The organism is Blautia sp. An46, assembly GCF_002161645.1.
GTDB classification, from domain to species: Bacteria; Bacillota; Clostridia; order Lachnospirales; family Lachnospiraceae; genus Blautia; species Blautia ornithocaccae.
Genome location: NZ_NFIF01000026.1, coordinates 1 through 25,765 on the forward strand (window position 1 = coordinate 1; position 25,765 = coordinate 25,765).

27 protein-coding genes and 1 tRNA gene are annotated in these 25,765 nt (G+C 43.1%); 22 read left to right on the forward strand and 6 right to left on the reverse strand.

The genetic code is table 11. The annotated features are described in order from the left end of the window. Positions 1-167 precede the first annotated feature (167 nt). The 15 genes from B5G00_RS16560 to B5G00_RS16630 all read left to right on the forward strand — a co-directional run bounded on the left by B5G00_RS16560 (position 168) and on the right by B5G00_RS16630 (position 14,381). Positions 168-238, forward strand: a tRNA-Trp gene (locus B5G00_RS16560). 179 nt (positions 239-417) lie between these two features. Continuing rightward, positions 418-960 (forward strand): Uma2 family endonuclease, encoded by a 543-nt coding sequence (locus tag B5G00_RS16565; protein ID WP_087274766.1) that lies wholly within the window; start codon positions 418-420, stop codon positions 958-960. Between the two features lie 515 nt (positions 961-1,475). Continuing rightward, entirely contained in the window at positions 1,476-1,982 is a 507-nt protein-coding gene (locus B5G00_RS16570) for an RNA polymerase sigma factor (protein WP_087274767.1), read from the forward strand. A gap of 1 nt (position 1,983) precedes the next feature. Beyond that, positions 1,984-2,742 (forward strand): hypothetical protein, encoded by a 759-nt coding sequence (locus B5G00_RS16575; protein WP_087274768.1) that lies wholly within the window; start codon positions 1,984-1,986, stop codon positions 2,740-2,742. Next, the gene (locus B5G00_RS16580; protein WP_087274769.1) at positions 2,726-3,607 is read left to right on the forward strand and encodes an ABC transporter ATP-binding protein; all 882 of its coding nucleotides are present in this window, start codon (positions 2,726-2,728) and stop codon (positions 3,605-3,607) included. Before B5G00_RS16575 ends, B5G00_RS16580 begins: the two co-directional genes overlap by 17 nt. Further along, positions 3,604-4,818 (forward strand): ABC transporter permease, encoded by a 1,215-nt coding sequence (locus B5G00_RS16585; protein WP_242971401.1) that lies wholly within the window; start codon positions 3,604-3,606, stop codon positions 4,816-4,818. Before B5G00_RS16580 ends, B5G00_RS16585 begins: the two co-directional genes overlap by 4 nt. Positions 4,819-5,067: 249 nt before the next feature. Beyond that, positions 5,068-6,711 (forward strand): L,D-transpeptidase family protein, encoded by a 1,644-nt coding sequence (locus tag B5G00_RS16590; protein ID WP_242971402.1) that lies wholly within the window; start codon positions 5,068-5,070, stop codon positions 6,709-6,711. A 204-nt stretch (positions 6,712-6,915) separates the two neighbouring features. After that, a complete protein-coding gene (locus B5G00_RS16595) occupies positions 6,916-7,482 on the forward strand; it encodes a glycerol-3-phosphate responsive antiterminator (RefSeq protein ID WP_087274770.1) in 567 nt (188 codons plus the stop codon). A gap of 104 nt (positions 7,483-7,586) precedes the next feature. Then, complete coding sequence (locus B5G00_RS16600) at positions 7,587-9,011, forward strand: NAD(P)/FAD-dependent oxidoreductase (protein ID WP_087274771.1); 1,425 nt, start codon at positions 7,587-7,589, stop codon at positions 9,009-9,011. Between the two features lie 26 nt (positions 9,012-9,037). Continuing rightward, a complete protein-coding gene (locus B5G00_RS16605; protein ID WP_087274772.1) occupies positions 9,038-10,327 on the forward strand; it encodes an NAD(P)/FAD-dependent oxidoreductase in 1,290 nt (429 codons plus the stop codon). Continuing rightward, a complete protein-coding gene (locus B5G00_RS16610) occupies positions 10,327-10,695 on the forward strand; it encodes a DUF1667 domain-containing protein (protein ID WP_087274773.1) in 369 nt (122 codons plus the stop codon). Before B5G00_RS16605 ends, B5G00_RS16610 begins: the two co-directional genes overlap by 1 nt. Positions 10,696-10,774: 79 nt before the next feature. Next, entirely contained in the window at positions 10,775-11,614 is an 840-nt protein-coding gene (locus B5G00_RS16615) for an HAD-IIA family hydrolase (protein ID WP_087274774.1), read from the forward strand. Continuing rightward, the gene (gene sfsA, locus B5G00_RS16620) at positions 11,611-12,294 is read left to right on the forward strand and encodes a DNA/RNA nuclease SfsA (protein WP_087274775.1); all 684 of its coding nucleotides are present in this window, start codon (positions 11,611-11,613) and stop codon (positions 12,292-12,294) included. Before B5G00_RS16615 ends, sfsA begins: the two co-directional genes overlap by 4 nt. A gap of 17 nt (positions 12,295-12,311) precedes the next feature. Next, the gene (gene mutY / locus B5G00_RS16625; protein WP_087274776.1) at positions 12,312-13,364 is read left to right on the forward strand and encodes an A/G-specific adenine glycosylase; all 1,053 of its coding nucleotides are present in this window, start codon (positions 12,312-12,314) and stop codon (positions 13,362-13,364) included. Continuing rightward, positions 13,365-14,381: a glycosyltransferase family 2 protein gene (locus tag B5G00_RS16630; protein ID WP_087274777.1), complete on the forward strand. Its 1,017-nt coding sequence runs from the start codon at positions 13,365-13,367 to the stop codon at positions 14,379-14,381. It abuts the gene before it with no gap. A gap of 95 nt (positions 14,382-14,476) precedes the next feature. Here B5G00_RS16630 and B5G00_RS16635 read toward each other — a convergent pair whose 3' ends face one another. The 3 genes from B5G00_RS16635 to B5G00_RS16645 all read right to left on the reverse strand — a co-directional run bounded on the left by B5G00_RS16635 (position 14,477) and on the right by B5G00_RS16645 (position 16,988). After that, on the reverse strand, positions 14,477-15,127 hold the full coding sequence (locus tag B5G00_RS16635; RefSeq protein WP_087274778.1) for a phosphatase PAP2 family protein: 651 nt from the start codon (positions 15,125-15,127) through the stop codon (positions 14,477-14,479). Positions 15,128-15,211: 84 nt separating this feature from the next. Further along, complete coding sequence (locus B5G00_RS16640) at positions 15,212-16,051, reverse strand: glycerophosphodiester phosphodiesterase family protein (RefSeq protein ID WP_087274779.1); 840 nt, start codon at positions 16,049-16,051, stop codon at positions 15,212-15,214. 13 nt (positions 16,052-16,064) lie between these two features. Beyond that, a complete protein-coding gene (locus B5G00_RS16645; protein ID WP_087274780.1) occupies positions 16,065-16,988 on the reverse strand; it encodes a diacylglycerol/lipid kinase family protein in 924 nt (307 codons plus the stop codon). Between the two features lie 156 nt (positions 16,989-17,144). Here B5G00_RS16645 and B5G00_RS16650 point away from each other — a divergent pair, with 156 nt between their 5' ends. Then, positions 17,145-17,615 (forward strand): methylglyoxal synthase, encoded by a 471-nt coding sequence (locus B5G00_RS16650; RefSeq protein WP_087274781.1) that lies wholly within the window; start codon positions 17,145-17,147, stop codon positions 17,613-17,615. A gap of 55 nt (positions 17,616-17,670) precedes the next feature. Here B5G00_RS16650 and B5G00_RS16655 read toward each other — a convergent pair whose 3' ends face one another. Continuing rightward, on the reverse strand, positions 17,671-18,462 hold the full coding sequence (locus B5G00_RS16655) for an N-acetylmuramoyl-L-alanine amidase (RefSeq protein WP_087274811.1): 792 nt from the start codon (positions 18,460-18,462) through the stop codon (positions 17,671-17,673). A 335-nt stretch (positions 18,463-18,797) separates the two neighbouring features. Here B5G00_RS16655 and B5G00_RS16660 point away from each other — a divergent pair, with 335 nt between their 5' ends. The 3 genes from B5G00_RS16660 (at position 18,798) to B5G00_RS16670 (ending at position 21,251) form a co-directional block, all read left to right on the forward strand. Then, a complete protein-coding gene (locus tag B5G00_RS16660) occupies positions 18,798-20,039 on the forward strand; it encodes an ammonium transporter (protein ID WP_087274782.1) in 1,242 nt (413 codons plus the stop codon). A gap of 15 nt (positions 20,040-20,054) precedes the next feature. Beyond that, a complete protein-coding gene (locus tag B5G00_RS16665; protein ID WP_087274783.1) occupies positions 20,055-20,411 on the forward strand; it encodes a P-II family nitrogen regulator in 357 nt (118 codons plus the stop codon). A 216-nt stretch (positions 20,412-20,627) separates the two neighbouring features. Next, on the forward strand, positions 20,628-21,251 hold the full coding sequence (locus B5G00_RS16670) for a hypothetical protein (protein WP_087274784.1): 624 nt from the start codon (positions 20,628-20,630) through the stop codon (positions 21,249-21,251). Here B5G00_RS16670 and B5G00_RS16675 read toward each other — a convergent pair. Further along, complete coding sequence (locus B5G00_RS16675) at positions 21,238-21,939, reverse strand: GTP pyrophosphokinase (protein WP_087274785.1); 702 nt, start codon at positions 21,937-21,939, stop codon at positions 21,238-21,240. The two genes, B5G00_RS16670 and B5G00_RS16675, sit on opposite strands and share 14 nt — an antisense overlap. A gap of 212 nt (positions 21,940-22,151) precedes the next feature. On the opposite strand from B5G00_RS16675, the gene B5G00_RS16680 reads away from it, so the two are divergent. The 3 genes from B5G00_RS16680 to B5G00_RS16690 are packed head-to-tail and all read left to right on the forward strand — an operon-like array spanning position 22,152 to position 24,164. Continuing rightward, positions 22,152-23,009, forward strand: coding sequence for a DUF5685 family protein (locus B5G00_RS16680; protein WP_087274786.1), 858 nt, complete (start codon positions 22,152-22,154; stop codon positions 23,007-23,009). Next, positions 22,999-23,634 carry a J domain-containing protein gene (locus B5G00_RS16685; RefSeq protein WP_087274787.1) on the forward strand — a complete coding sequence of 212 codons (636 nt, stop codon included), beginning with the start codon at positions 22,999-23,001 and terminating at the stop codon, positions 23,632-23,634. The genes B5G00_RS16680 and B5G00_RS16685 overlap by 11 nt, the downstream gene beginning before the upstream one ends. Beyond that, positions 23,625-24,164: a hypothetical protein gene (locus B5G00_RS16690; RefSeq protein ID WP_087274788.1), complete on the forward strand. Its 540-nt coding sequence runs from the start codon at positions 23,625-23,627 to the stop codon at positions 24,162-24,164. Before B5G00_RS16685 ends, B5G00_RS16690 begins: the two co-directional genes overlap by 10 nt. A 71-nt stretch (positions 24,165-24,235) precedes the next feature. Here B5G00_RS16690 and B5G00_RS16695 read toward each other — a convergent pair whose 3' ends face one another. Further along, positions 24,236-25,639 carry an alanine/glycine:cation symporter family protein gene (locus B5G00_RS16695; RefSeq protein WP_087274789.1) on the reverse strand — a complete coding sequence of 468 codons (1,404 nt, stop codon included), beginning with the start codon at positions 25,637-25,639 and terminating at the stop codon, positions 24,236-24,238. Positions 25,640-25,765: the final 126 nt, after the last annotated feature.

Below are 25,765 nucleotides of genomic sequence, written 5' to 3' on the forward strand. Positions count from 1 at the left end.
AGACGGACCGAAGTCATTTGCGAAGCAAAGGACACGAAATAAGCCGTAGGCTTATGAGTGACCGGTTGCTAAGCGGACGGGGCCAATACCTAAGTAAAACGGCAAAAGTTGGATATAAACAGTTTTACATGTGTGGTTTTGAAGGTACAGACCTTCTTAATAAGAATAGGGGATTAGTTCAATGGTAGAGCACCGGTCTCCAAAACCGTCGATGGGGGTTCGAATCCCTCATCCCCTGTAAAAAAGCTTGGTATAATCCAAGCTTTTTTATATTTAAATTTATGCTGTGTAGTCGATTGAAAATATTTCTTCTTCACTTTCAAATTGCTCTGTGTTACGATATAAACAAAGCACAATAAAATATTTTGCCTTGCTATGAAACATTAAAGAATTTTTAGAAATAAGAGGAGAGATTTTATGCCATTATCAAATGAATCTACTTATACGATCAATGATATCTATGCTCTTCCGGAAGGAGAACGAGCAGAACTGATTGATGGAAAGCTATATATGATGGCACCGCCAAGTCGTTTGCACCAGGAACTTGTCGGAGAACTCTTTACAGTAATCAGAAACCATATTGGAAAGAATGGTGGTTCTTGTAAAGCGTATATCGCTCCATTTGCTGTATTTCTAAATGAGAATGAAAAAAATTATGTAGAGCCGGATATCAGTGTTATCTGTGACATAAATAAGCTAAACGATAAAGGCTGCCAAGGGGCTCCTGACTGGATAATAGAAATCGTCTCACCTTCTAGTCAACGTATGGATTATCAGATAAAACTTTTTAAGTATCGTACTGCCGGAGTGAAAGAATATTGGATTGTAAATCCAGATACCTATACGGTTACCGTATATGGCTTTGACAATGATTTTAATTCTGGACAATATAGTTTTAAACAGAAAATACAAGTTGGAATTTATCCGGAGCTGTCTATTGTTATTCAAGATTTGCTATAGATTGAAAAGAATTCTGGGTTAATCTCCCAAAGAAGAGTAACTCAGAAATTTTTTGACTATAGAGGGAGTGTTGCAAAATCATCAACATAGGTCAGACCATTTGGATGCCAAGATATCTAAAACAGGAAGAGATATTTGCCGATGGTCTTTGGTCTCTACATCCATAAAAGGCATATCTTCACACCATGTATTTAAAACGATATCTCCCATATAGTTAGTATAAAGATTAAAAACATGGTAAGTTGTCCGTAGGACGATACCCTCGGAATGGGCAAAGATACAGCCTCTGGTATAGGCGGCAGGACCATCTCTCCGGTATGGGTATGTGATATCACCTGTAGAAATGAATTAAAGGTCTAAATATTAAAAAATAAGCATGGGAATGTTAATATTCCTGTGCTTATTTTATGTAATACGCCTGGAGAGCCACTGCCGTGCTTGTACGGGCGGGCAAAGAAATTAGTTTAATCCTTTTTGCAGATTTATCCGTTATATATATTTAGAAGGGAGGCCTGATGCCGTTGAATGACAACAAGCTGATCTTACAAATTCAGCGTGGAAACAAGAGGTGTGCAGATGAATTGGTAGAACGCTATTATTCCGCTGTTCTCCGCTATTGTTCCTGGCATTGCTATCATGCAGACCGGGCAGAGGACTTAACACAGGAAACTTTTTTAAGGGTATTCCGGGATATTTACATATATGAACAAAAGGGTTCTTTTAAGGCGTATCTATATACCATTGCCCATCATCTGTGTATAGATGAAAACCGCAAACATATTACATCTGAACTGGACAAGGATCTGCCAATAGAAGATGACAGATTACAGCAGGTTGAAGACCGGGAACAGATAAAACACCTGCTAAAATTACTGACTCCGGTGCAAAGAGAAGTGATTCTCCTTCATTGCGGTGAACAGCTTAGCTTTCGTGAAATCGCACAAATCCTCGATATACCGGCAAGAACTGCACAAAGCCGTTTTCGGGCTGCTATAACCATATTGAGAAAGGAGAAAAAATAATATGAATAAGCGGGAATTATGTTCTATATTACAAAACCAGACTATGAATCCAAAACGTTTAAGAGAAACTCAGGAAATGTGTTCTGCTTTGATAGAAGAACAGAGGAAATTGGATATCCTCCCGGAAGAGCGGACAGATTTCTGGCAGTTCCTGTCAGATGTTTTGAGACATACTGGCTGGCTGCTGTGGGTAACCCAGGGAATTCTGCTACTGCTGGTTTGTGCAGGGATTTTTTCTGTTTCAGAAAGTCCCCAGATTATTCCGGTGTTTATGCCCCTGTTTATATTAGCTTGTCTGCCATCTTTTTACCAGAGTACTGCCTTTGGAATGAGAGAACTGGAAGCCGTTACCAGAGCTTCCAGTGCGCAGATCATTCTAGCTAAACTTGTGCTGGCCGGTGCTTCGGAGATCATATGCCTAACGGTTATCTGCTGGTTTGCGATTTTTACTGCCCAATATCCTGTTACACTTATCCAGCTTATTTTGTATGTGGCAGTTCCTCTTTTAGCCTGTCTGATTATGACTCTTTGGAGTATGCGGACACGGGAACGTTATGCCATGCAGCTTAGTGCCCTTTCCTGCCTGGGAGTCAGTGCATCTGGGGGTACACTAGCATATGGGTTTCCGGCACTATATGAGATTTCTGCTCTTGGAGTGTGGATCATGACATTTGTGATATTCGCAGGATTTTTTATAAAGGAACTGTGGTTACTGATAAAAATATGGAAAGAAGGTAAAATCTATGGAATTGTCTCTTGACCGGCTGACAAAACACTACCATTCTAAAATTGCCGTGGATTGTATAAGTACTACTTTGGTTCCGGGAGTTTACGGACTTTTAGGGGCAAATGGAGCAGGGAAAACTACTTTGATGCGTATGCTCTGCGGCGTCCTGGAACCCACAAGCGGAGATGTTCTCTATAACGGACAGAGTATTTTTGACATGGGCGGCACTTACCGGAACCTTCTGGGGTATCTTCCGCAGGAGTTCGGATATTACCCCAATTATACAGCTAAAGAATTTTTGCTTTATATATCAGCCTTAAAAGGGATCCCCCGGCATATTGCACTAAAACGTTCCAGTTCCCTGCTGGATACGGTAAGCCTGACAAATGTGGCTGACAAAAAGATCAAGACCTTTTCTGGAGGGATGAAGCAGCGCCTTGGAATTGCCCAGGCACTGCTAAATAGTCCTAAAATCCTGGTTTTAGATGAACCTACTGCAGGCCTTGATCCCAAAGAACGAGTCCGTTTCCGGAATATTCTATCTGAGTTTGCCAATGATAAAATCGTTTTGCTTTCTACACATATTGTTTCAGACATAGAAGCTATTGCAGATCAGGTATTTCTGATGAAAAAAGGATCTTTTGTCCTCCGGGGGTCTGTTGAGGAACTGGTGGCTCACGCACAGGGGAAAGTGTGGGAATTAACTATAGAGGAGCAGGATCTGAAAAAATGGGAACTCAACTATACAGTTGCAAATCTCCGTCATTCGGACAGGGGATTTGCAACCCTGAGGATCATATCCGATAAGTGTCCTTCTTCAGTGGCTGTATCCTGTGAACCAAGTTTAGAAGATCTGTATCTATTGTATTTTCCAACAGAGGATGGAGGTCAAAGATGATGGAGTTACTGAGATTAGAACATAAAAAATTATGGCATAAGAGAAGCGTTCAGATAGGTGTTTTGTTCTGTTTTTTATATGTTATTATCTTTGGCAATCTGCTTTCCTACCAGTGGTTCACATTTGGTTCGGCAGATGATTTTACCAGTTCATTTGGCAACCATTTTGATGGCTATACGAATATCCGAAAAAAACAGGAATATGCAAAACAATGGGAAAGAGATCTGACAGATGAAACATTGCAGGCAATGGTCAGAGACTATCAGAAGCGGGCAGGATCCAATGACATTTCTGAGTATGAAATGACCGATTGGGAGGCCTTAAATGCATGGGTCCAGACACTCTGGCCAGAACTTGAAGAAACCGATCAGCCCTATATCATGCTCAGCTATGTGGATCCCTCACAATTAACGGGTTTTGAAGAACGACGTGAAAAGGCACTGGAAAATTTTCTCGATATGAACGGACAGACAGGAGAAGAGAAGGAATATTTTCTGAATATGAATACAAAAGTGGATACTCCTTTACAGTACCGCTGGACAAAGGGATGGACCTTTGTCACCGCAGATTTTGTAAGCCAGTGCGGAGTGGTCCTCGGGATTTTCCTTGCCATTGGGATCGCACCTATGTTTTGCGGGGAATGGCATGATCATACAAAGGCCCTTATTGCGACCACAAAAAACGGGTGGAAGAAAATAGCAGGTGTCAAGGTGATGGCTGCATTTCTGTTTACTTTAGAATTGTATGGGATCATTACGGTCAGTTCTGTTTTTCTGCAAATTCTCTTTTTAGGCACAGAAGGATGGGATATGCCGATACAGTGTATAAAAATCCTGGCGGCTGCTCCCTGGAATGTACTGCAGGCAGAAATATATGAATATATTTATCTTCTGCTGGCAGCACTTGGATATACAGGCATTGTTTTGCTGTGTTCAGCGCTTACAAAATCCAATTATGTATCTCTTCTGATTAGTCTGGCGATTATTTTTATGCCAATGGCAGTTTCACAGTTTCTTCCCCTGTGGGGGCAAAGGCTGCTGGATCTCATACCTTTTGTAGGGAGTTCAACAGATATTTTCCGGACAAATACATATCCTTTGTTCGGGCTAAGGATATGGTCTCCATATCTGCTGATTACGGCGCCAATCAGTTTAGGGCTGATCTCTTTACCTTTCGCTGTGTATTTATGGTCAAAAAGAGCCAGGATATAATATAATAAGGTCTCAAATTTTTATGATAAGCATAGGAATATTAAGGGTTCCTATGCTTATTTCTTTAACAAGAAAATATAAAAGATATTACAGTCTGTAACGAATATCTTAAATATTATGAAGTTCATGAAATCCCAGGAAAAAGCAGATTTTACATGTTATAATACCTTTACAATTTCATTTTTTTACATAAAAGACTTTAACAGAAGACGGAATAGATATAAAAAGAATAGTCAGGAGTTTTCGTTAATGGATGAGAAAATACAGAGGGCTATGGAGCAGATTGTAGAAGAAACCTTAAAGGACCAGCCGCAGTGGGAAGATGCTTACAATAAACAGACAGAAAAGAACGGCGAGACAGAAACAGAAGCGGAGCCAGAGGAGAAAAGAATAGAGGAGAGCAGGAGAAAAGGAAGCTGGGAAGTAAAAGAGATTTTAAGACAGCTAAAGAGAAAATATACAGAGCTGTTTAAAAAGAAAAAATGGGATAAGAAAAAGCTGTATGCAGGTGCAGCCGTTGCGGCAGGCACTCTGGCAGTGATCTATCTCTGCGGTGTCTGGTACTACAGCGGCAGACTTTTGGATGGAACAAAGATTGGAACACTGGACTGTGGAAATATGACTGTGGAAGAGGCGGAGAAGGCCATTAAAGAGCAGGTGGAAAAATATTCTATTGAGGTTATTTTTAAGGATAACCAGGAGCTGATCCGGGGAAAGGATATCGGCTACACATACCAGTCAGAAAACCTGCCCCGGACGGTCCTTGAAAAACAGAATGCTATTTTCTGGGTGAAGGGACTTTTTATAGGAGAAGACCATCCGGTATCTTATGGAGCTGCTTTTGATGAAAACAAGCTGCGAGAAAAGCTGTTGTCTTTTGACAGCATGAAAAAGGAGCATATGGTACCGGCAAAAGATGCTTATATTGCTTTTGAAGATAATCAATTTGTTATAAAGAAAGAGACCCCAGGTACAGTGATAGATGAAAATCTATTTTTAGAAAAGGTGAAAACTGCTATAGAAAAAGGTGAAGATAGCATTTCTGCGGAAGAGGAAGGCGTCTATGCTGTGCCGGCTGTGAAACAGGATAACGAAAATCTGAAGAAACAGCAGGAGGTCTGGAACAGCTGTGCGGCAGTGACGGTGACATATCTTTTCGGAGATAAGCAGGAAGTTTTAGACGGAATGCGTGTAAAAGACTGGTTTACTTATGATGAGGCCGGAAATTATGTGGAAAATCCAGATGGACTGATGGCAAATATTCAGGAATATACGGCAGAACTGGCGGCGAAATACAATACAGTAGGAAAGAACAGAGTGATAAAAAGTACGGCTACCGGGGAAAACGTAACTGTTGAAGGGGGAAATTACGGCTTCAGCATTGACCAGGAAGGAGAGAGCTTCCAGCTTCTGTACGACATTCAGAATCATGTCAATACCCAAAGGGAACCGGTCTATGCGCAGAAAGGCGTTGTTTATGGCGAGAATGATGTAGGAAATACATATGTTGAGGTGGATCTGACGGAGCAGCATCTCTGGTATTATAAAGATGGGAATCTGCTGATGGATTCAGATTTTGTATCAGGAACCTATTACAATTATGAGCGGAGAACCCCCGGAGGAACCTATTATCTTAAGTATAAGCAGAGGGACCAGGTGCTTCGCCCGGCCCCAAATCCTGATGGAAGCTATGATTATGAATCTCCTGTGGACTATTGGATGCCCTTCAACGGAGGAATCGGTTTCCATGACGCAGACTGGAGATGGAGCTTTGGGGGAAATATTTATTTATACGGCGGCTCCCATGGCTGTATTAATCTTCCCGTTTCTTTTGCAGGAGGATTCTATGAGAGTCTGGAGGCAGGATGTCCCATTGTCTGCTTTTACAGATAATTTACTTGCAACGGGAAATTTACTGTAGTATAATGAAACAAGAGACGGAGACAAGAACAGAGGCTGTGAAGACAGCTTTATGGTCTTGTCTTTTTCCGTAAATCCCAGTATGCTGCAGTACATAATTTTATAATGTTTTGGTGAAAAAGCGATGAGGCAGCAGACTGGAGGTTAATTTATCTACACAGCAAAGGAAAGACAGAAATGAACCATAAAATGTTAGAGGTCTTTGAGGACTGTCCGGTGATTGCGGCTGTCAAGGATGAAGAAGGACTGAAAAAGTGTCTGGAATCGGAGATCCCCATTGTATTTGTTTTATATGGGGATATATGCAGTATCAGTGGAATTGTATCAAGACTGAAAAAAGCAGGAAAGATAGTAATCGTTCATCTGGATTTGCTCACAGGATTAAGCAGCAAAGAGATTGCCGTAACTTATCTGAAATCAGTTACTCATGCTGACGGGCTCATTTCCACGAAACCCGGAATTATAAAGAAGGCAAAAGAAGAAGGCATGTTTGCGATCATGAGATTTTTTGTGATTGATTCCATTGCTTATGAGAGTATCAGAAAGCAGACAGAATCTGTCCGTCCAGATATGATCGAGATACTTCCGGGACTGATGCCTAAAGTAATCCGGCATATTTGCCGGGACAGCATAGTGCCGGTCATTGCCGGAGGCCTGATCACAGACAGAGAGGATATTATGGGAGCTCTGGGAGCCGGAGCAATTTCCATATCTACCACAAATCAGAAAGTATGGTTTATGTAAAAAAGAATATTTTACGCAGGAGAACTGAGACAGTGCGGATACAGGTGAAGAACTCACCGGTATTTGTGCTGTCTTTTTTCATTTAGATGAAAGGAGAAGCAGATATGTATGATGTAGTGATCATCGGCGCGGGAGTAACTGGAAGCGCCGTGGCAAGAGAATTATCCAGATACCAGTTAAAGGTTCTGGTGCTGGAAAGGGAGGAGGACGTATGCTGTGGCACATCCAAGGCCAACAGCGCCATTGTTCATGCCGGCTTTGATGCAGAGCCAGGGTCTATGAAGGCGATTATGAATGTAAGGGGAAACAAAATGATGAAGGCCTTGTCTGAAGAATTGGATTTCCCATACAAGCAGAATGGATCCCTGGTACTTTGTTTCCAGGAAGGGGATATGCCAAAGCTGGAAGAACTGAAAGCAAGAGGAGAGAAAAATGGAGTAGAAGGTCTGGAAATCGTTACAGGAGAGAGAATCTGGGAAATAGAACCCAATCTTTCCCGGGAGGTAAAAGCCATGCTTTATGCTCCTACAGGCGGAATTGTATGTCCCTTTAAGCTGACTATTGCTATGGCAGAAAACGCCAATGTAAACGGAGTGGAATTCTCTTTTGATACTCAGGTGAAAGACATAGAATCTATGGAAGGCGGCTACAGGATCACTACGGAAAAGGGAGTATTTGACACAAAATGTGTAGTCAATGCAGCAGGAGTTTACGCAGATGTATGGAACAACAAGGTCAGTGCCAGAAAGCTTTCCATTGCTCCCAGAAAAGGAGAGTATTGTCTTCTGGATAAAAAGGCAGGTAACTTTGTGTCTCATACAGTCTTTCAGCTTCCTACAAAGATGGGAAAGGGCGTGCTGATCACACCTACTGTACATGGAAACCTTCTGGTAGGCCCTACAGCAGAGGATATTGAAAATAAAGAAGGAGTAAATACTACGGCCCAGGGACTGGATAAGGTGGCGGCCCAGGCCAGGCTTAGTGCAGGGGAAGTGCCGCTCAGAATGGTGATCACTTCTTTTGCCGGGCTCAGGGCTACAGAGAAAGGTGAAGATTTTGTTCTTGGAGAAGCTCAGGATGCTCCCGGATTCTTTAATGCGGCAGGAATTGAATCTCCAGGGCTTTCCAGCGCTCCGGCTATAGGAGAATACCTGGCAGAAATGATCGCAGAGAAACTCCAGGCAGAAAAAAAGGAAAACTTTATTTCCAGAAGAGAGGATATTCCCTGTGTTGCAGAGTCTACTCCTGAGGAAATACGAGAGCTTATCGCTAAAGATCCAGCTTATGGAAATGTAATCTGCCGGTGTGAAACGGTTACAGAAGGAGAAATTCTGAATGCTATCCGCAGACCTCTGGGAGCCAGGTCTCTGGATGGCGTGAAGCGGCGGACCAGAGCAGGAATGGGAAGGTGTCAGGCAGGATTCTGTTCACCCAGGACTATGGAGATTTTAGCCAGAGAGCTGAAGGTATCTCCTCTGGCCCTGACAAAGGCAGGAGGAAATTCAAATCTGCTTACAGGTGAAAGGTAGAAAAGATAGGGGAAAGGGACATAGATATGAAGAATACATACGATTTGATCATAGTAGGCGGCGGCCCGGCAGGACTGGCCGCAGGCATCCAGGCGAAAAAAGCCGGTGTAAAGGACATTATGATACTGGAGAGAGACCATGAACTGGGCGGCATTCTGAATCAGTGCATCCACAATGGATTCGGCCTTCATACCTTTAAAGAAGAGCTGACAGGACCGGAATATGCTCAGAGATATATCGACCAGGCTATGGAGCTTTCTATTCCATACAGGTTGAATACTATGGTGCTGGATATTTCTCTGGAAGGACGGGAAAAAGTGGTTACCATTATGAATAGAGAGGAAGGTCTTGTATTTCTCCGGGCTAAAGCAGTGATCCTGGCTATGGGATGCAGAGAACGGCCAAGAGGAGCCCTGAATATTCCCGGATACCGTCCGGCAGGAATCTATACTGCAGGAACCGCCCAGAGGCTGGTAAATATGGAAGGATATATGCCCGGCAGGGAAGTTGTGATCCTGGGATCCGGAGATATTGGTCTGATCATGGCCAGAAGAATGACTCTGGAAGGGGCTAAGGTAAAGGTAGTGGCGGAGCTCATGCCTTATTCTGGCGGTCTTCAGAGAAATATTGTCCAGTGTCTGGAGGATTTTCAGATCCCTTTGAAGCTCAGCCATACTGTGGTAGATATCCAGGGAAAGGAAAGAGTAACAGGAATTACCATCGCTCAAGTTGATGAAAACAGGAAGCCCATTCCGGGAACAGAAGAATTCTATTCCTGCGATACCCTTTTGCTGTCCTGCGGACTCATTCCGGAAAATGAGCTGTCCTCTAAGCTGGGGGCTCAGCTTTCTCCTATTACTTCAGGGCCGGTAGTAAATGAAAGTCTGGAGACCAGTGTGGAAGGAGTGTTTGCCTGCGGAAATGTACTCCATGTACATGACCTGGTGGATTATGTATCTGAAGAGGCAGGAAGAGCTGGTATCCATGCAGCAGAGTATATCTGTAACTGGGGTAAGGACCAGGAAAGAGAAAAGGAAGAGCCGGTAATCAGGATTCAGACAGAAGGAGGTATCCGTTACAGTGTTCCACAGCTTATCAGGCCGGAACATATGGAGGAGACAGTCACTCTCCGCTTTCGGGTAGGAAGTGTTTTTAAAGATGTTTATGTCAGCGTATACCGGGGAGAGGAAAGGATACTGCATAAGAAAAAGAAAAAAATGGCTCCTGGGGAGATGGAACAGCTGGTGCTGAAAAAATCGGATTTGACAGCAGCAGAAGGATTGGATAAAATTGTGGTGAAAGTGGAGGAAGCGTGATGACAGAGATGAGAGAACTGATCTGTATTAACTGTCCCTTAGGCTGTGGACTGACAGTAACGATGAAGGACGGAGAGGTTGTAAAAGTAGAGGGAAATACCTGCCCAAAAGGGGAGGCTTACGGAAAGAAAGAGGTAACGAATCCTACAAGGATTGTGACTTCCACAGTGAGAGTCTCAGGAGGTCTTATGCCGGTGGTTTCTGTAAAAACAGCTTCTGACATACCGAAAGAAAAGATTATGGACTGTGCCAGAGTTTTGAAGGATGTGAAGGTCCAGGCACCGGTTGCCATAGGAGATGTGGTGCTGGAGAATATATGCGGCACAGGTGTTTCCATTATCGCTACAAAAAATGTTTCAGCCGCCTGAGAAATCAGACGAAACATACTCAGAAAGTACCGGCAGATTTCGGACAATGGCAGGACTGGGAATATGAAAAGGAGAGACTATGCAGGATATAACAGGGAAGAACAGTGACGGACTGAAGGAAAAGACCCTTTACCTTCTGGATATGGACGGAACAATATACAATGAAAACGAAATCTTTGAAGGAACCCTTGATTTTCTGGATGAAATCCGCCGAAGAGGAGGAGAATATATTTTTATTACCAATAATTCTTCCAAATCAGCGGCAGATTACGTGGAAAAGGTAAGGGCTATGGGAATCCAGGCTGACTATGAAAATTTCTATACCTCCAGCCAGGCTACTGCCATGTATATAAAGGAAAATTATCCGGGACAGAGAGTATATTGTATGGGAACCCGTTCCCTGGTGGAAGAACTCCGCCGGGAAGGGATTGATGTGGTCACAGAGGTGGATGACAGAGCCTCTATTGTTCTTATAGGCTTTGATACGGAGAATACCTCGGAAAAAATCCGCAATACCTGTATTATGCTTGGAAAAGATGTGGTTTATCTTGCCACTAACCCGGATCTGGTATGTCCCGTGAGTTTCGGATATATTCCGGACTGCGGCTCCATGAGCATTATGCTGAAAAACGCTACAGGCAAGGAGCCGTTCTTTATTGGAAAACCAGAGCCCATTATGGTAGACTGTGTATTGAAGAAATTTAAGAAAAGGCCAGTAGAAGCTGTTATTGTTGGAGATCGGCTGTATACGGATATTAAGACGGGAGCCAGGGCGGGAGTAGATACCATCTGTGTTCTTTCCGGAGAGGCTTCTATGGAAGACATCCGCCAGGGAGAAGTAAAGCCGGATTATATTTTCCAAAGCGTAAAGGAAATATATGAAGGACTGACAGAAGATAAGGACGGAAGAGAGTTATGAGATATGAAAACGTTGAGACGGGAATTTTTATAAAACGCCCAAATCGTTTTATTGCCCATGTGGAAATTCAGGGAAAAGAAGAAATCTGTCATGTGAAAAATACAGGAAGATGCCGGGAATTATTGATTCCCGGCACCACTGTTTTTGTGAGCAGAAGCAGTAATACTGCCAGAAAGACCAAGTATGATCTGATTGCTGTGAAAAAAGGAGAGCGCCTGATCAATATGGATTCCCAGGCGCCTAACAGGGCGGTGGAAGAGTGGCTCCTTAAAGGAGAACTTTTCGGAGAAGGCGCTGTGGTGAAAAGGGAGACTGTATACGGAAAATCCAGATTTGATTTCTATATTGAGTCGGGAGAGCGGAAGATTTTTATGGAGGTCAAGGGAGTGACTCTGGAGGAAGAGGGAGTAGTGCGTTTTCCAGATGCGCCTACAGAAAGGGGCGTAAAGCATATCCATGAACTGTGTCAGTGTATAAAGGATGGCTATGAGGCATATATTATGTTTGTCATTCAGATGGAGAAGGTAAAATATTTTGAACCCAACGACGAGACTCATCCGGAATTTGGTCAGGCTCTTCGAAAAGCAGAACAGGAAGGTGTCAACATCCTGGCTTATGACTGTCATGTAAGAAAAGACTTGATTAATTTGTCAAAACCTGTTAGGGTTTTACTAGTATAAAATAATCAGGAGTTGGTATGTTGGAAGAAATCGTAGAGCCTTTGCTTTCCTGGTACCAGGAAAATAAAAGAGAGCTGCCCTGGAGGGCAGACCCTACACCCTATCATGTGTGGGTTTCAGAAATTATGCTCCAGCAGACCAGGGTAGAGGCAGTGAAGGGATATTATGCCAGATTTCTGGAGGCCCTTCCCCGAATCGAGGACCTGGCCCGGTGCCCCCAGGAAAAACTTCTAAAACTGTGGGAAGGTCTGGGATACTACAACCGGGTAAAGAATATGCAGAAAGCTGCTCTTGAAATTGTGGAGCAGTATAGCGGAGAGATACCGGAAGACTATGAGAAGATCCTGGGACTGCCGGGAATCGGCAGCTATACGGCAGGCGCCATTGCTTCTATTGCATATAAGATTCCAAAGCCTGCAGTAGATGGAAATGTGCTTAGGGTTATTGCCAGGATCACAGAGGAGCCGGAGGACATTTTAAAACAGAGAACCAGAAAAAAGATTGAGGACATGCTAGAGAAGATCATGCCGGCCCGATGTCCAGGGGAATTTAATCAAAGCCTGATGGAGCTTGGGGCTACAGTCTGTGTCCCTAACGGACCGGCCCGATGCCAGTCCTGTCCGGTGAATGAGTTTTGTCTTGCCAAAGCCCATGAAAAAGTGGTAGAATACCCCCGGAAAGCACCAAAAAAAGCCAGGCGGATAGAAGAGAAAACCGTGCTGATCCTTCAGAACGGACAAGAATATGCCATTCATAAAAGACCGGCAGGAGGACTTCTGGGAGGACTCTATGAGCTGCCGAATCTGGAGGGTTACCATTCCAGAGAAGAAATTCTTGCTTATGTGGAAAGCCTGGGACTTATCCCCCTTCATATTTCCGGTGCGGGAGAGGCAAAACATATCTTTTCCCATGTGGAGTGGAGGATGAAGGGCTATTTTATCAAAGTAGCCTCTACAGAGGAGAAAAAGATTGGGGAACTGATTTTTGCGGATAAAAAAGAATCCAGGGGAAGATATCCTATTCCTTCCGCATTTTCAGCCTACAGAAAGTATATTGAGGAGGACTTTTAGATGAAATTGTTATCGGTTACAGTACCTTGCTATAATTCACAGGCGTATATGAGAAACTGTGTGGATTCCCTTTTAGAAGGCGGAGATCTGGTGGAGATTCTCATTGTGGATGACGGCTCACAGGACGATACAGGGAAGATCGCCGATGAGTATGCCGCTAAATACCCCAATATTGTCAGAGCGATTCACCAGGAAAACGGAGGACACGGTGAAGCGGTAAATACAGGGATCAAAAATGCCACCGGGCTTTACTTCAAAGTGGTGGATAGTGATGACTGGGTTAATGCTGAAGCCTATCATGCAATCCTGGATAAGCTTCAGGAGATTGCCGGAGGTCCCCAGGTACTGGATATGATGATCAGCAATTTTGTCTATGAGAAACAGGGAGCCAAAAGAAAGAAAATTATGCGGTATACCAAGTATATGCCGGAGGGAGAGATTTTTACCTGGAAAGAGATGGGAAGGATGCCTCTGGGAAAATATATTCTCATGCATTCTGTAATCTACCGTACCGGACTGTTAAGAGAATGCGGCCTGGTACTGCCAAAACATACATTTTACGTAGACAATCTATTTGTCTATCAGCCCCTGCCCAGTGTACGGACTATGTACTATATGGATGTGAATTTTTACCGTTATTTTATCGGCAGGGAAGATCAGTCTGTCCATGAGGATGTGATGATACGGCGGATTGACCAGCAGATTCGAGTAAATAAGCTGATGATCGATGCCATTGCAGGGAAGAAAAATATAGGAAAAAATATCCGTAGATATATGCTGAGATATTTGGAAATCATTACAACAGTTTCTTCTATTATGCTTATTCGTTCAGGAACTGAGGAAAACCTGGAGAAGAAAAATGAACTTTGGAAGTATCTGAAAAGCGCAGATATTCATATTTACAGAAAGCTGCGAATGGGAATCCTGGGAAGAGGCGTAAATCTTCCAGGAGGAAGCGGAAGAAATATTTCTGTGGCAATTTATAAACTGGCACAGAAGTTTTATGGATTTAATTAAAAGCAGAAATTAAAAAGGCGGACGAAAAATATCCCGGAGTCTTAACTGGTATACATGAGACTTCCGGGATATTTTTTAAAAATAATATATTCACATTACACTCTGACTCTGGCAGGCTGTTTTTCCTGAACTGCCTTTGGCTTATAAAGAAGCTGATAACAGAAAACATTTAAAACAACAGCGCCAACTACATCCAGCAGTGTATGCTGTTTCAGGAATATGGTGGATAAAACGATCAGTGTTCCCAGAATGCCTGCGGCTATGGGAACAAGTCTTTTAAACCGGAATCCTCTGTGCCGGAAAACAGCAATACAGCAGGCCACAGTGTTAAAAACGTGGATACTGGGAAATATATTGGTAGGAGTATCTATTTTGTATAAATACCGGACCATTTCTATAAATATGCTGTCTCCTGAAAGAGAAGGGCGCAGTTCCTGTCCATTTGGAAAAATCAGAGAAATGATAATGAACAGGGTCATACCTATACCCAGAGACAGAACAAGCTGCCAGTATTCTTTTTTATTCTTATTGATAAAGGCAAAATAAAATACTGTGGCTGCAATAAAAATGAACCATAAAAAATAAGGTACTATAAAATACTCACAAAATGGAATATAATCATCTATCTTCATGTGGATAATATGATGGCGTACAGAACGCTGCTCCACATACTGAAAAGCCAGCAAATATAGAATTCCATATGCGGGGATTGCCAGAGTATGTCGGTACTTTTTCAGAAAATTCATAAGTTCACCTCACACATCTAAATCTGAACCCATTATAGCACAGTAGATTTCTGATAACAATGGAATTTACACTAGTTTAATATTTTAAACAGAATGTTTATGAGAAGGAACAAAACCGTCAAAAATGATGGAATCAAATTTGCTCCGGTACTTTTCCAGAACCGCCTGAGAACGTACTGTCCAGGCAAAAGTCGGGGTTCGCCATAGGCATTTGTTTAACATAAAGCTTACGTTCTGGGTATCTGTATAGCGGTATGCGATAAAGTCTGGTCTGCCTAAAAAATTCAGCAGCAGGTATTTTACGAGGAAAGAGAGCAGAAATCCTGCTTCTGTCACGGGCTTTGTCAGATTGGCAGATAGCTGTCCCCGGACAACCTCTTTTCTATGCTTTTTATACCATCTTAAAGCCAGTGGATTAAAAGACTCTATACAATATTTTCCCTGATAATTCTGTAATAATTCATCTGCCGCCTGACAGGTATATGTACGCAGAGTAGGCAGTTTGATCTCAATCAGAAGAGGAACTTTGCCCTTTACCAGCTTCAGAACATCCTTAAACAGAGGAATTTTTTCGTCTGTATCAAAGAGTGTGTATTTCTGCAGCTGCTCATAAGTCATTTCGCACACAGGAAGGTCAATGCCGCACATCCTGGTAAGGGTGTGATCGTGAAAGACTACCAGCTGATTATCCTTTGTAAGCTGGATATCCATTTCAATGCCGTATCCGTGTTCTATAGCTTTTGCAAAGGCAGCCATAGAATTTTCAGGGATGGACTGATCTTTGGAAAACAGCCCTCTGTGGGCAAAAAGATGATGAATGAAGTCCTGAGCCTCTTTCTTTCTGGTCAGCCGCGGCATGATACAGTAGAAATAGAGACAAAAAAGTACAAGTAAGACAATTGGAATAATAAAAAGTATCTTCATATGTTTCCTCCTGTTACTTTAGAATAACCTTTATCTTTTTCTGTGTATTTAAAATAGTAAGGTGCCGGTGAGAACCTGCTGATTCTCCATCACAGTGGATGGGAAGAGGTTTTTCACTGATAATATCTATGCGGCGGCACCGATACATATGAATTCCGTGAAATCTGGTATGTTTCCCTATAAAGGCTGTAGGGAAAAGTGTAAGGATTTTGGCTTTGGGAAGGTCTCCTACCAGGCAGACATCAAGAAGGCCGTCCTGGTATCGGGCTCCGGGACAAAATCTTACCCCACCGCCTTCCTGCTTCATGTTCATACCAGCCAGAAAGTAGAACCGGGGCAGCCGGTGGATTTCCTTTTTATCAATCCGGACAGACACAGGACAGCACTGGTAGCCCAGCAGCAGCTTCAGAGCTACATAAACGTAAGTGAGTTTTCCCATGTGGAGCCTGTTCAAAGCTTTTTTCATAGGTGTTTTCATTACATTGCGGCAGATATCCGCATCATATCCTATGCCGCTGCTTACAAGAAAATAATGTTTTCCTGCTGACGTCCTGGACATCCCTACATCTACCAGAGCATAGTCTGAAGGAGAAAGTATAGAATTCATACATGCTGTCACATTTGAAGAAATTCCCAGACCTCTGGCAAAATCATTTCCTGAGCCTGTGGGAATATAGCCCAGGGTGATACGAGAAAAATCTGTCTGGGCAAGGCCGTCAATGACTTCGTTCAGAGTCCCGTCTCCTCCCAGTACTGTCAAAGTACATGGAAGAGAAAGAACAGCGATCTGTTTTGCCAGTTCTTTGGCATGCCCAGTATATTTAGTAAAGAATACTTCATATTCTACTTTTTCAGCGGCAAGAATCTCTTCTGCCTTTTTCCAGATATCCATGCCCTGATCAGAACGGGCATGGGGATTTACAATGAAATAAAACATTATTCAAACACCTGCTTTCCTCTGGGTACCATTGTAGCAGTTTCCCATTGTGAGAACAAGGAAATTATGTTAGAATAAGATGAAATTATTATTAAATAATTCCTGAAAAAAGGCGAAAGAAATCAAAAAATATGCAAAGGAAGGCGGAGAAAAAAGATGAATGATGAGTATATGACATTTACGATCAAAAAGAAAAAGAATATTGCTTTGATTGCCCATGATAATGAAAAAGCCAAGATCATACAGTGGTGTATGGACCACAGTGAGGTTTTAAAGAATCATAATCTTTATGGAACAGGAACCACCGCCAGAATGATAGCTGACAGAACAGGTCTTAGGGTAAAAGGCTATAACAGCGGACCTTTAGGAGGAGACCAGCAGATAGGAGCCAAGATTGTAGAAGGCGTCATTGACTTTGTGGTATTCTTTTCAGATCCACTTACCGCTCAGCCCCATGACCCAGATGTAAAAGCCCTGATGAGGATTGCCCAGGTCTATGATATTCCCATGGCTGTTAACAGAGCTACCGCAGATTTCATGATCACTTCTCTGTATATGGATAAAGAATATGATCACGAAGTAATTAATTTTAAGAAGAATATAAAAGAAAGAGCAGAATCTATGTAAAAGAGAGGACTGAGGATATCCCCGGTCCTCTTTCCGTTTTGTATTTGGATTTTCATCAGTAAGTAGCAGGGGCAGCGTCAATCCAGGTGCTGTACCCGGCATTCCTAAGAGACCTTTCCATTTTTACGGCGTTTTCCAGATTTTTGAAAGCTCCAACCTGCACTTTATACAGACCGTCTTCGCGAAGGATGAAGGAGGGAAATCCCTGATCTTCCAGTTCATAAAGGAGATTATCAGCATTTGCCCGCTCTCTGAAGCTCCCTGTCTGAACACGATAGAAAATATCCTGAGAATTTCCTGGGGTTTCTACTGTCTCTTCATTCAGAGTTCCCAGAATTCCAGAGGCAATTGCCTGGGCTATATCCTGAAACTGAGAGTCGAAGATTTCATTATCTTCATCACTGTTAATAAATCCGGCTTCCACAAGGACTGCCGGCATTTTTGTCCTCCGCAGCACCACCAGACCGGGCCGGGACTTTACACCAAGCTCCTGGAAACCTAATTCTCCCAGAGCTCCGTTAATGTTTTCTGCCATATCCAGCTTTCGCCCTGATTGGTCATAAACCAGAGTTTCTACCCCGCTGTACTGGTTAGGTGTAGGACTGGAATTTCGGTGGAAAGAAATAAAAAAGTCAGCATCAGAGGCATTTCCAATCTGTGCTTTTTCGAAAGGTGTCTGGTAAACGTCTCCTGTCCGGGTATATTCTACATCTACGCCGTTTCTTGATAAAATATCTCCCACCGCAAGAGCCAGTCGGAGAGCGTCATCTTTTTCCTGCCGTCCTTCATATACGGCGCCCGGGTCATTACCCCCGTGCCCGCTGTCAATCATGATTTTATAGGCCATAGGTCTGCACTCCATGGAATTTCTCTCCATTCAGGATATGCAGAGAATGAAAAAGAGTTACAAAATCTAAAAAAAACACTTGCTTTTTTGTTAACACTGTGCTAGACTAAAGTTTGTTAAAACGAAGGCGTTTGAAATGCAGGAGCATTTTGAACGCCTTTTCTTTTTTCGGAAATGAAAGTTTCCGTAGCATTGAAACACTGCGCAGTAAAAATCAAAAAAACGATCTTCATCGGGCATAGTTTCTCTGCCCACAGATGAAAAAGAAAATATGACAGAACCTTTTTGCCTTTATGGCAGAGAAGTTCTGGGAGGAGAAAGGAAAGTGAGAGTTTATGAATAGTGGAGATACTGCTTTTATGATTATTTCGGCTGCGCTGGTGTTTTTTATGACCCCCGGTCTGGCCTTCTTTTACGGAGGTCTTGTTAGAAGAAAAAATGTAGTAAATACCATGATGGCTTGTGTGGCGATCATGGGAGTGGCTATTGTAATGTGGTGTCTGTTCGGATATTCCCTGGCTTTTGGAGGAAACCACGGAGGAGTTATCGGTGATTTCCGCTGGTTCGGGCTAAACGGTGTAGACATGGAAGCAGGACCTTATGCAGACAATATCCCCCATCTGGTATATTGTGCTTTTCAGATGATGTTTGCGGTAATCACACCGGCCCTTTTAACGGGATCCCTGGTTGGACGTATCCGTTTTAAAGCCTTATTCCTGTTTATTATTTTATGGTCAATTATTGTGTACTATCCGCTGGCCCATATGGTATGGGGAGAAGGAGGCTTTCTGGCTTCTATCGGTTCCGTAGACTTTGCGGGAGGAAATGTGGTACACATCAGTTCCGGAGTCAGCGCCTTGACTATGGCTATTATCCTTGGAAGACGCCGGGGATATGAGACTACCGTATATCGTGTACACAATATTCCTTTTGTGGTACTTGGGGCAACCATGCTGTGGTTCGGATGGTTTGGATTTAATGCAGGCAGCGCTCTGGCCGCAGACGGCCTGGCTGCTCATGCATTTATGACCTCTGGTATTGCCTCTGCAGCGGCCATGCTGGTATGGATGCTCTTGGATGTGCTCAAAGATAAACGCCCAACTCTGGTAGGCGCTTCTACAGGTCTTGTAGTAGGTCTTGTGGCAATTACTCCCGGCGCAGGTTTTGTACCAATCTGGTCATCCTTTATTATCGGAGGACTGGTAAGTCCTATCTGCTACTTTGGGGTAAAATTAGTGAAGAAAAAACTGAAAATTGATGATGCCCTGGACGCCTTTGGCTGCCATGGGCTTGGCGGTATCTGGGGAGGTATTGCTACAGGTCTTTTCGGTATGAGTTCAATTAATGATACTGCTCAGTGGAATGGGCTGGTATTCGGAGATTACCGTCTTTTCCTTGCCCAGATTGCCGGTATTTTGGTGACTATTGCCATAGCAGTGGTGGGAACGCTGATATGTGCGGCAGTAGTGAGAGTGATCACGCCTCTTCGCGTTACAGTCAAAGAAGAGCAGATTGGTCTTGATATTACACAGCATGGCGAAAGTGCATATCCGAGCTTTAATGGACTGGATCAGTAGTGTGAGGTGAGATGTATGATGATTAAAATAGAAGCAATGGTAAGAGAAGAAAAATTTGAAGATGTAAAAGCAGCTTTGGACGAGATTGGAGTAAACGGATTGACCGTATCCCAGGTAATGGGTGTGGGAATCCAGAGAGGATATAAAGAGGTAGTCAGAGGTATGCAGGTGGATATGCAGATGCAGCCCAAGATTAAGTTTGAGATTGTGGTTTCTTCTGAGGAATGGGAGAAGAAAACCATTGATGCCATACAGAAAGCCGCTTATACCGGAGAGGCCGGCGATGGAAAAATCTTCAGCTACGAGATCAAAAGCGCATATAAGATCCGTACCAAAGAGACAGGATATGATGCGATCCAGGCAAGTGACTGATGACGGAACAGAAATAGGATAAAATATTGGCAGAAACTGCCCTGCAGAAAAGAAGCTTTCCTTTCTTTTCTGCAGGGCGGTTTGCGTGAAAGAGTCAGCACAATATGAAAAGAATATTAAAATCTCATAAATTTTATCTGTTGGACTTCCTTTGTCCACAGGAAAGTGTTAAAATTTTGAGCAGTGAATTACAACAGAGTAAAGGAAACAGAAAAAATGAAGAAAAAAGAATTACTTTCAGAGGAAAAAAAGAAAAAGATAGAAAACTTTTTCTACTACTACAAGTTCCATGTGCTGATCGGGGCTTTTATCCTGTTTTTTGTAATTATCTTTATCAGAGACATGGTGACTAAAATTGATTATGATTATAGCATTGCGTTTTTGGGAGATTATTCTATGACCGAAGAAGACAGCCAGGCTCTTCAGACATGGTTTGAGGAACATGGTGAGGATTTGAATGGTGACGGCCAGGTCCATGTACAGATTTCTGATTACAGCTGTCCGGATGAAGAGGATGATGGATTTGATCCCCAGGTCTTTGCTGCCATGCAGACAAGATTTATCGTTGATGTTCAGGAAGGTACCAGTATGATTTTCTTCATGAATGAGGAAAACTATGAAGAGTATAAAGACCAGGGCGTTTTTCCGGAAAATGAAGAGGATTACGTATCCATCCAGGAATGCCAGGGATATAAGGATGCGGGAAGCCCTCAGTCCGCCAGTGAATATAAGGTAGCTTTACGCATTATAGATGGTGAGAGCGGACTGAGTGAAAAGGAAGAAATACAGGATTACTATTCCGCCAATGAAAAACTATTGCAGGCTTTTATTGGGGAGTGAGGGTGCTGTATTCTTCAATAAGATTTTTGATATTTTGCATCTGTTTGTCAACGGCAGTAATGGTACATGCGCAGTCATATAATTCCTGACTGATCATGGCATACTGATCATTGCTGCCCAGCTCTTTTTTGTATCGGAGCTGATGTTCCAGACTGGCCCAGAAGTCCATAGCAATGGTGCGGATCTGAATTTCCGCTCGCATAGGCGTTTTTCCCTCTGCGAAAAACACAGGGATTTCCACGATCATATGATAGCTGCGGTAGCCGTTGTCTTTAGGATTCTGAATATAGTCCTTAATCCTAAGGACGGTAATATCATCCTGATCGGCCAGAAGTTTTGCCATAATATAGATATCGTCCATGAAAGAGCAGATTACCCGGATTCCTGCAACATCATTGAGCTGTTCCTCAATATTCTGCTCAGTAAAGTCGTAGCCAAGACGCTGAAGTTTATTATAGATACTCAGAGGAGTTTTAATGCGGCTTTTAATTGAGGAGATAGGATTGCGGTTATATTTAATGGAAAACTCGTCGTTTAGGACTTCCAGCTTGGTGCTTATCTCACGAATAGCACAGCGGTAACGCATCATCAGGGAATTGAAATGATCTGTATTTTTGATAAACTTTTCCGGGGAAGCGATATCCAGTTTTTCCTCCAGGGGGAATTTTTGATTAATATTATTTTTCATAGTACTTTAACACCTCTTTCTTGTGTGCTGCATTCCGTTAAAAGCTTTCCTCAGTATAGCGGAAAAACGTATGTCCGTCAATGGCAAGAAAAGATAGCAATTTGAAATAACTTATAGTATAATAGACTGATATGATGCTGACAGGCATATAAAGCAAATGGAAACTGTAACATCATATACGCAGAGGTTCTGCAGAAAGGTCCAGTAATAAAATGTTTGGATATGTAATGATAGATAAGCCGGAACTGAAGGTAAAGGAGTTTTACAGATACAAGGCCTATTACTGCGGGCTGTGTCGGAAGCTGAAAGAAGAGTACGGATTCAGAGGGAGGATGACCCTGACTTATGATATGACTTTTCTGATCATATTTCTCTCCTCTCTTTATGAGGCGGACAACAGGGAATTTCAGTCTCATTGTCCTTTACATCCGGTGAAAAAAATCCCCATGCTCCAGAATGATATCTCAGAATACGGGGCGAAGATGAACATTCTTCTTACTTATTTTAAGTTTGAAGATGACTGGAAGGATGATAGAAGCCTGCCGGGAATCGCAGGAATCCATTTGTTCAGAAAAAAGGCAGCCCAAATCTGCAAAGAATATCCAAGACAGGCCAGTGTGATCAAAAAACAGCTTCGCCAGCTGGCTGTTTATGAAGAACAGAAATTGATGGATATTGATATTGTGTCAGGGGCCTTTGGTGCTTTGATGGAAGATTTGTTTGTGATCCGGGAGGATTACTGGGAAGAAACTCTCCGCAAATTCGGTTTTTATCTGGGAAAATTTATATATATTATGGATGCCTATGATGACCTCCCTAAGGACAGAGAGACAGGGGCGTATAATCCTTTAAGTGTGACCAGAAAGAAATGCCGGAGTGAAGAAGAGTATGAACAGGAAGTGCGCCGGATGCTCATCATGATGATGGGAGAGGCCACAGGTGCTTTTGAAAAACTGCCCTGCCTTCAGGATGCAGAGCTTTTGAGAAATATTCTGTACAGCGGTGTTTGGGCAAAATATAATAAAATACAAAAAGAAAGACAGGAGAGTCAAGAAAACCATGGTAAATAATCCTTATGAAATATTAGGCGTTTCACCAAACGCCACTAACGACGAAATAAAGAAGGCTTATCGGGATCTGAGCAGAAAATATCATCCTGATTCCTATGTGGATAATCCTCTGGCAGATCTGGCAGAAGAAAAATTTAAAGAAGTTCAGGAAGCCTATGACCAGATCATGAAAGAGAGAGACGGAGGCTATCAGAGCGGATATGAAGGCTATGGAAACAACAGCAGCTATCAGAATACTGCTTCCAGCGAGGATAACCTCCAGTATCAGGCTGTTTACAACTATATTAACGGACGTCAGTACCAGCAGGCCCTGAATGTTCTGTCCAGAATGCAGAACCGAAACGCTCAGTGGTACTATTTAAGCGCCTGTGCCAATATGGGACTGGGCAATAATGTAAATGCTTTAAATCTGGCCCGCCAGGCTCAGAGCATGGACCCGGGAAATCCGGAGTATGCCAACCTGGTAAATCGTCTTCAGTGGAACAGCAACCGGTATCAGGGAGGAAGCTACTATGGCGGCGGAACCGGAGGTTCTTCCTGCGGAACCGGAAATATGTGCTGCGACCTGTGGTGTGCAGATACTCTTTGTGAGTGCATGGGAGGGGATCTTTGTTCATGCATGTAAATACCAGAAAACTTGCTGTGTCAGGGCTTCTTATGGCTTTCGACGTGGTACTGATCATATTAAGCGGCATTATTGATTTTAATACGCTGTTTCTTCTGGCAGCAGCAGCATTTCTTGTTGGGGTGATCATTCGGGAGTTTGATCTGAAATATGGATTGGCTTTCTTTGTGGGAAGCCTTGTTCTGGGAGTACTCCTGGCGCCTCAGAAACTTTACTGTATTACTTATGCAATGATGGGCATTTATGTCCTGGGAGTAGAGTTTCTCTGGGACTTTCTTGGAAAACATCCGGGGTGGAAAAGCAGAAAAATACTTCTTATTCTGGGAAAGCTGCTCCTTTTTAATATCATGTATCTTCCGGCCCTTTTTTTGTTTCCAAAACTCCTTTTTGCCGGAGAAATACCGAAAACCATGCTTCTGGTATTTGTTCTTGGAGGCCAGGCGGCCCTGTTTGTGTATGACCGGGCTTATGATTATTTTCTGATACATCTGTGGGGACAGGTAAGAGAAAAGCTTTTTGGAAAAGGATAAAAAGAAAATTAAAAGAATATGGAATGAGGAACTGTGGCAGCCAGTAACCTGGCACAGCAGCTCCTCATTTTTTAATTCCAGAAATCGGTTTTATCTTTCAGTTCTATGTCTGAGGCTTTAAATACCGGATCTTTTCCTTCTTTTTTCTGTTTTACGTAATCCTGCATACAGCGGACAGCAGTGCCGCCCAGTATAAGGATAACGGGCAGATTGATGAGAGCCATAAAGCCCATGAGAACATCTGCTGTACTCCATACCAGGCCGAATTCCATGACAGCTCCTGCCAGTACGATCAGGGAAGCAATGACACGGAAAAGATTAAGAAGAGCCTTTCCGGGAGTTTTTCCGCACAGGTATTTCAGTCCCATTTCTGCGTAATAGAAATTACCGATCAGTGTGGTAAAGGCGAAGAGGCACAGGGCTACGGTGATAAAAACGGTTCCAAAACTGCCCAGAGATTCTGAAGCAGCCGCCTGGACCCAGGGCATACCCTTCAGTTCTTCACTTGGGGCTACGCCGGAACACAGCAGCAGACAGGCAGTAGCAGTACAGATCAGGATCGTATCAATAAACACAGAAAGCATTTGCACAAGACCCTGCTTCACCGGATGAGAAACAGAAGCGCTGGCAGCAGCATTAGGAGCAGAGCCTACACCGGCCTCGTTAGAGAAAAGCCCTCTTTTGATACCATTCATAACACAGGAGCCTGTAAATCCTCCAAAAATGGCCTGTAAATCAAAGGCGTTGGAAAAAATGTCAGAGAACATCCTGGGAATCAGGGTATAGTGGGTCACAGTTACAAAAAGAGCCACTGCCAGATAGAAGATTCCCATAAAAGGTACCAGTACTTCTGTAATCTTAGAAATCTGTTTGCTGCCTCTGAAGATGCATAGAGCAAAGATCAGAGCCAGGATGAAACCTACGATCAGAGGAGTAGCTGCTTCGTCAAAAAAACTGTAAGCACGGAAAGAATCTGCGATATTAAAGGAGGCTACCAGATTGAAGCCGCCCATATAGGTCAGGATCAGGAATGCAGCGAATATGGCCCCGATCCAGTGTTTTTTGAGAGCGGCCTGAATATAGTAAGCAGGGCCGCCGTAAGAACTTCCGTCTTCAGCACGTTTTTTATAAATCTGTGCCAGAGTACTTTCGATGAAAGCAGATGCGCTTCCAAGGATGGCGGTAAGCCACATCCAGAAAACAGCCCCTGGTCCGCCAAGACAGATGGCGGTTGAGATACCGGCAATGTTTCCGGTTCCTACCCGGGAGGCAGTGGATACCATCAGCGCCTGGAAGGAGGAAAGTCCATTCTCATCAGAGCCAGGCTGAGCCACAACACGGATTGATTCGATGAAAAGACGGAACTGCACGAAACGTGTTCTGAAAGTAAAAAAGATTCCTGTTCCTAAAAGGAGGATGATCAGGATATAACTGTAGAGCAGGTCGCTTAGTCCGTTGATAAAATCAGTCAGCATGATTATCAGTCTCCCTTCTTTTGCTTTATAGAATCGCTCTCCTATAATATCGTAATAAGATATGCTTGTCTACAAGAATTTTTCAAAAGGACGGAAAGACAATAAGGGCCTGGCTGTTTTGAGTAG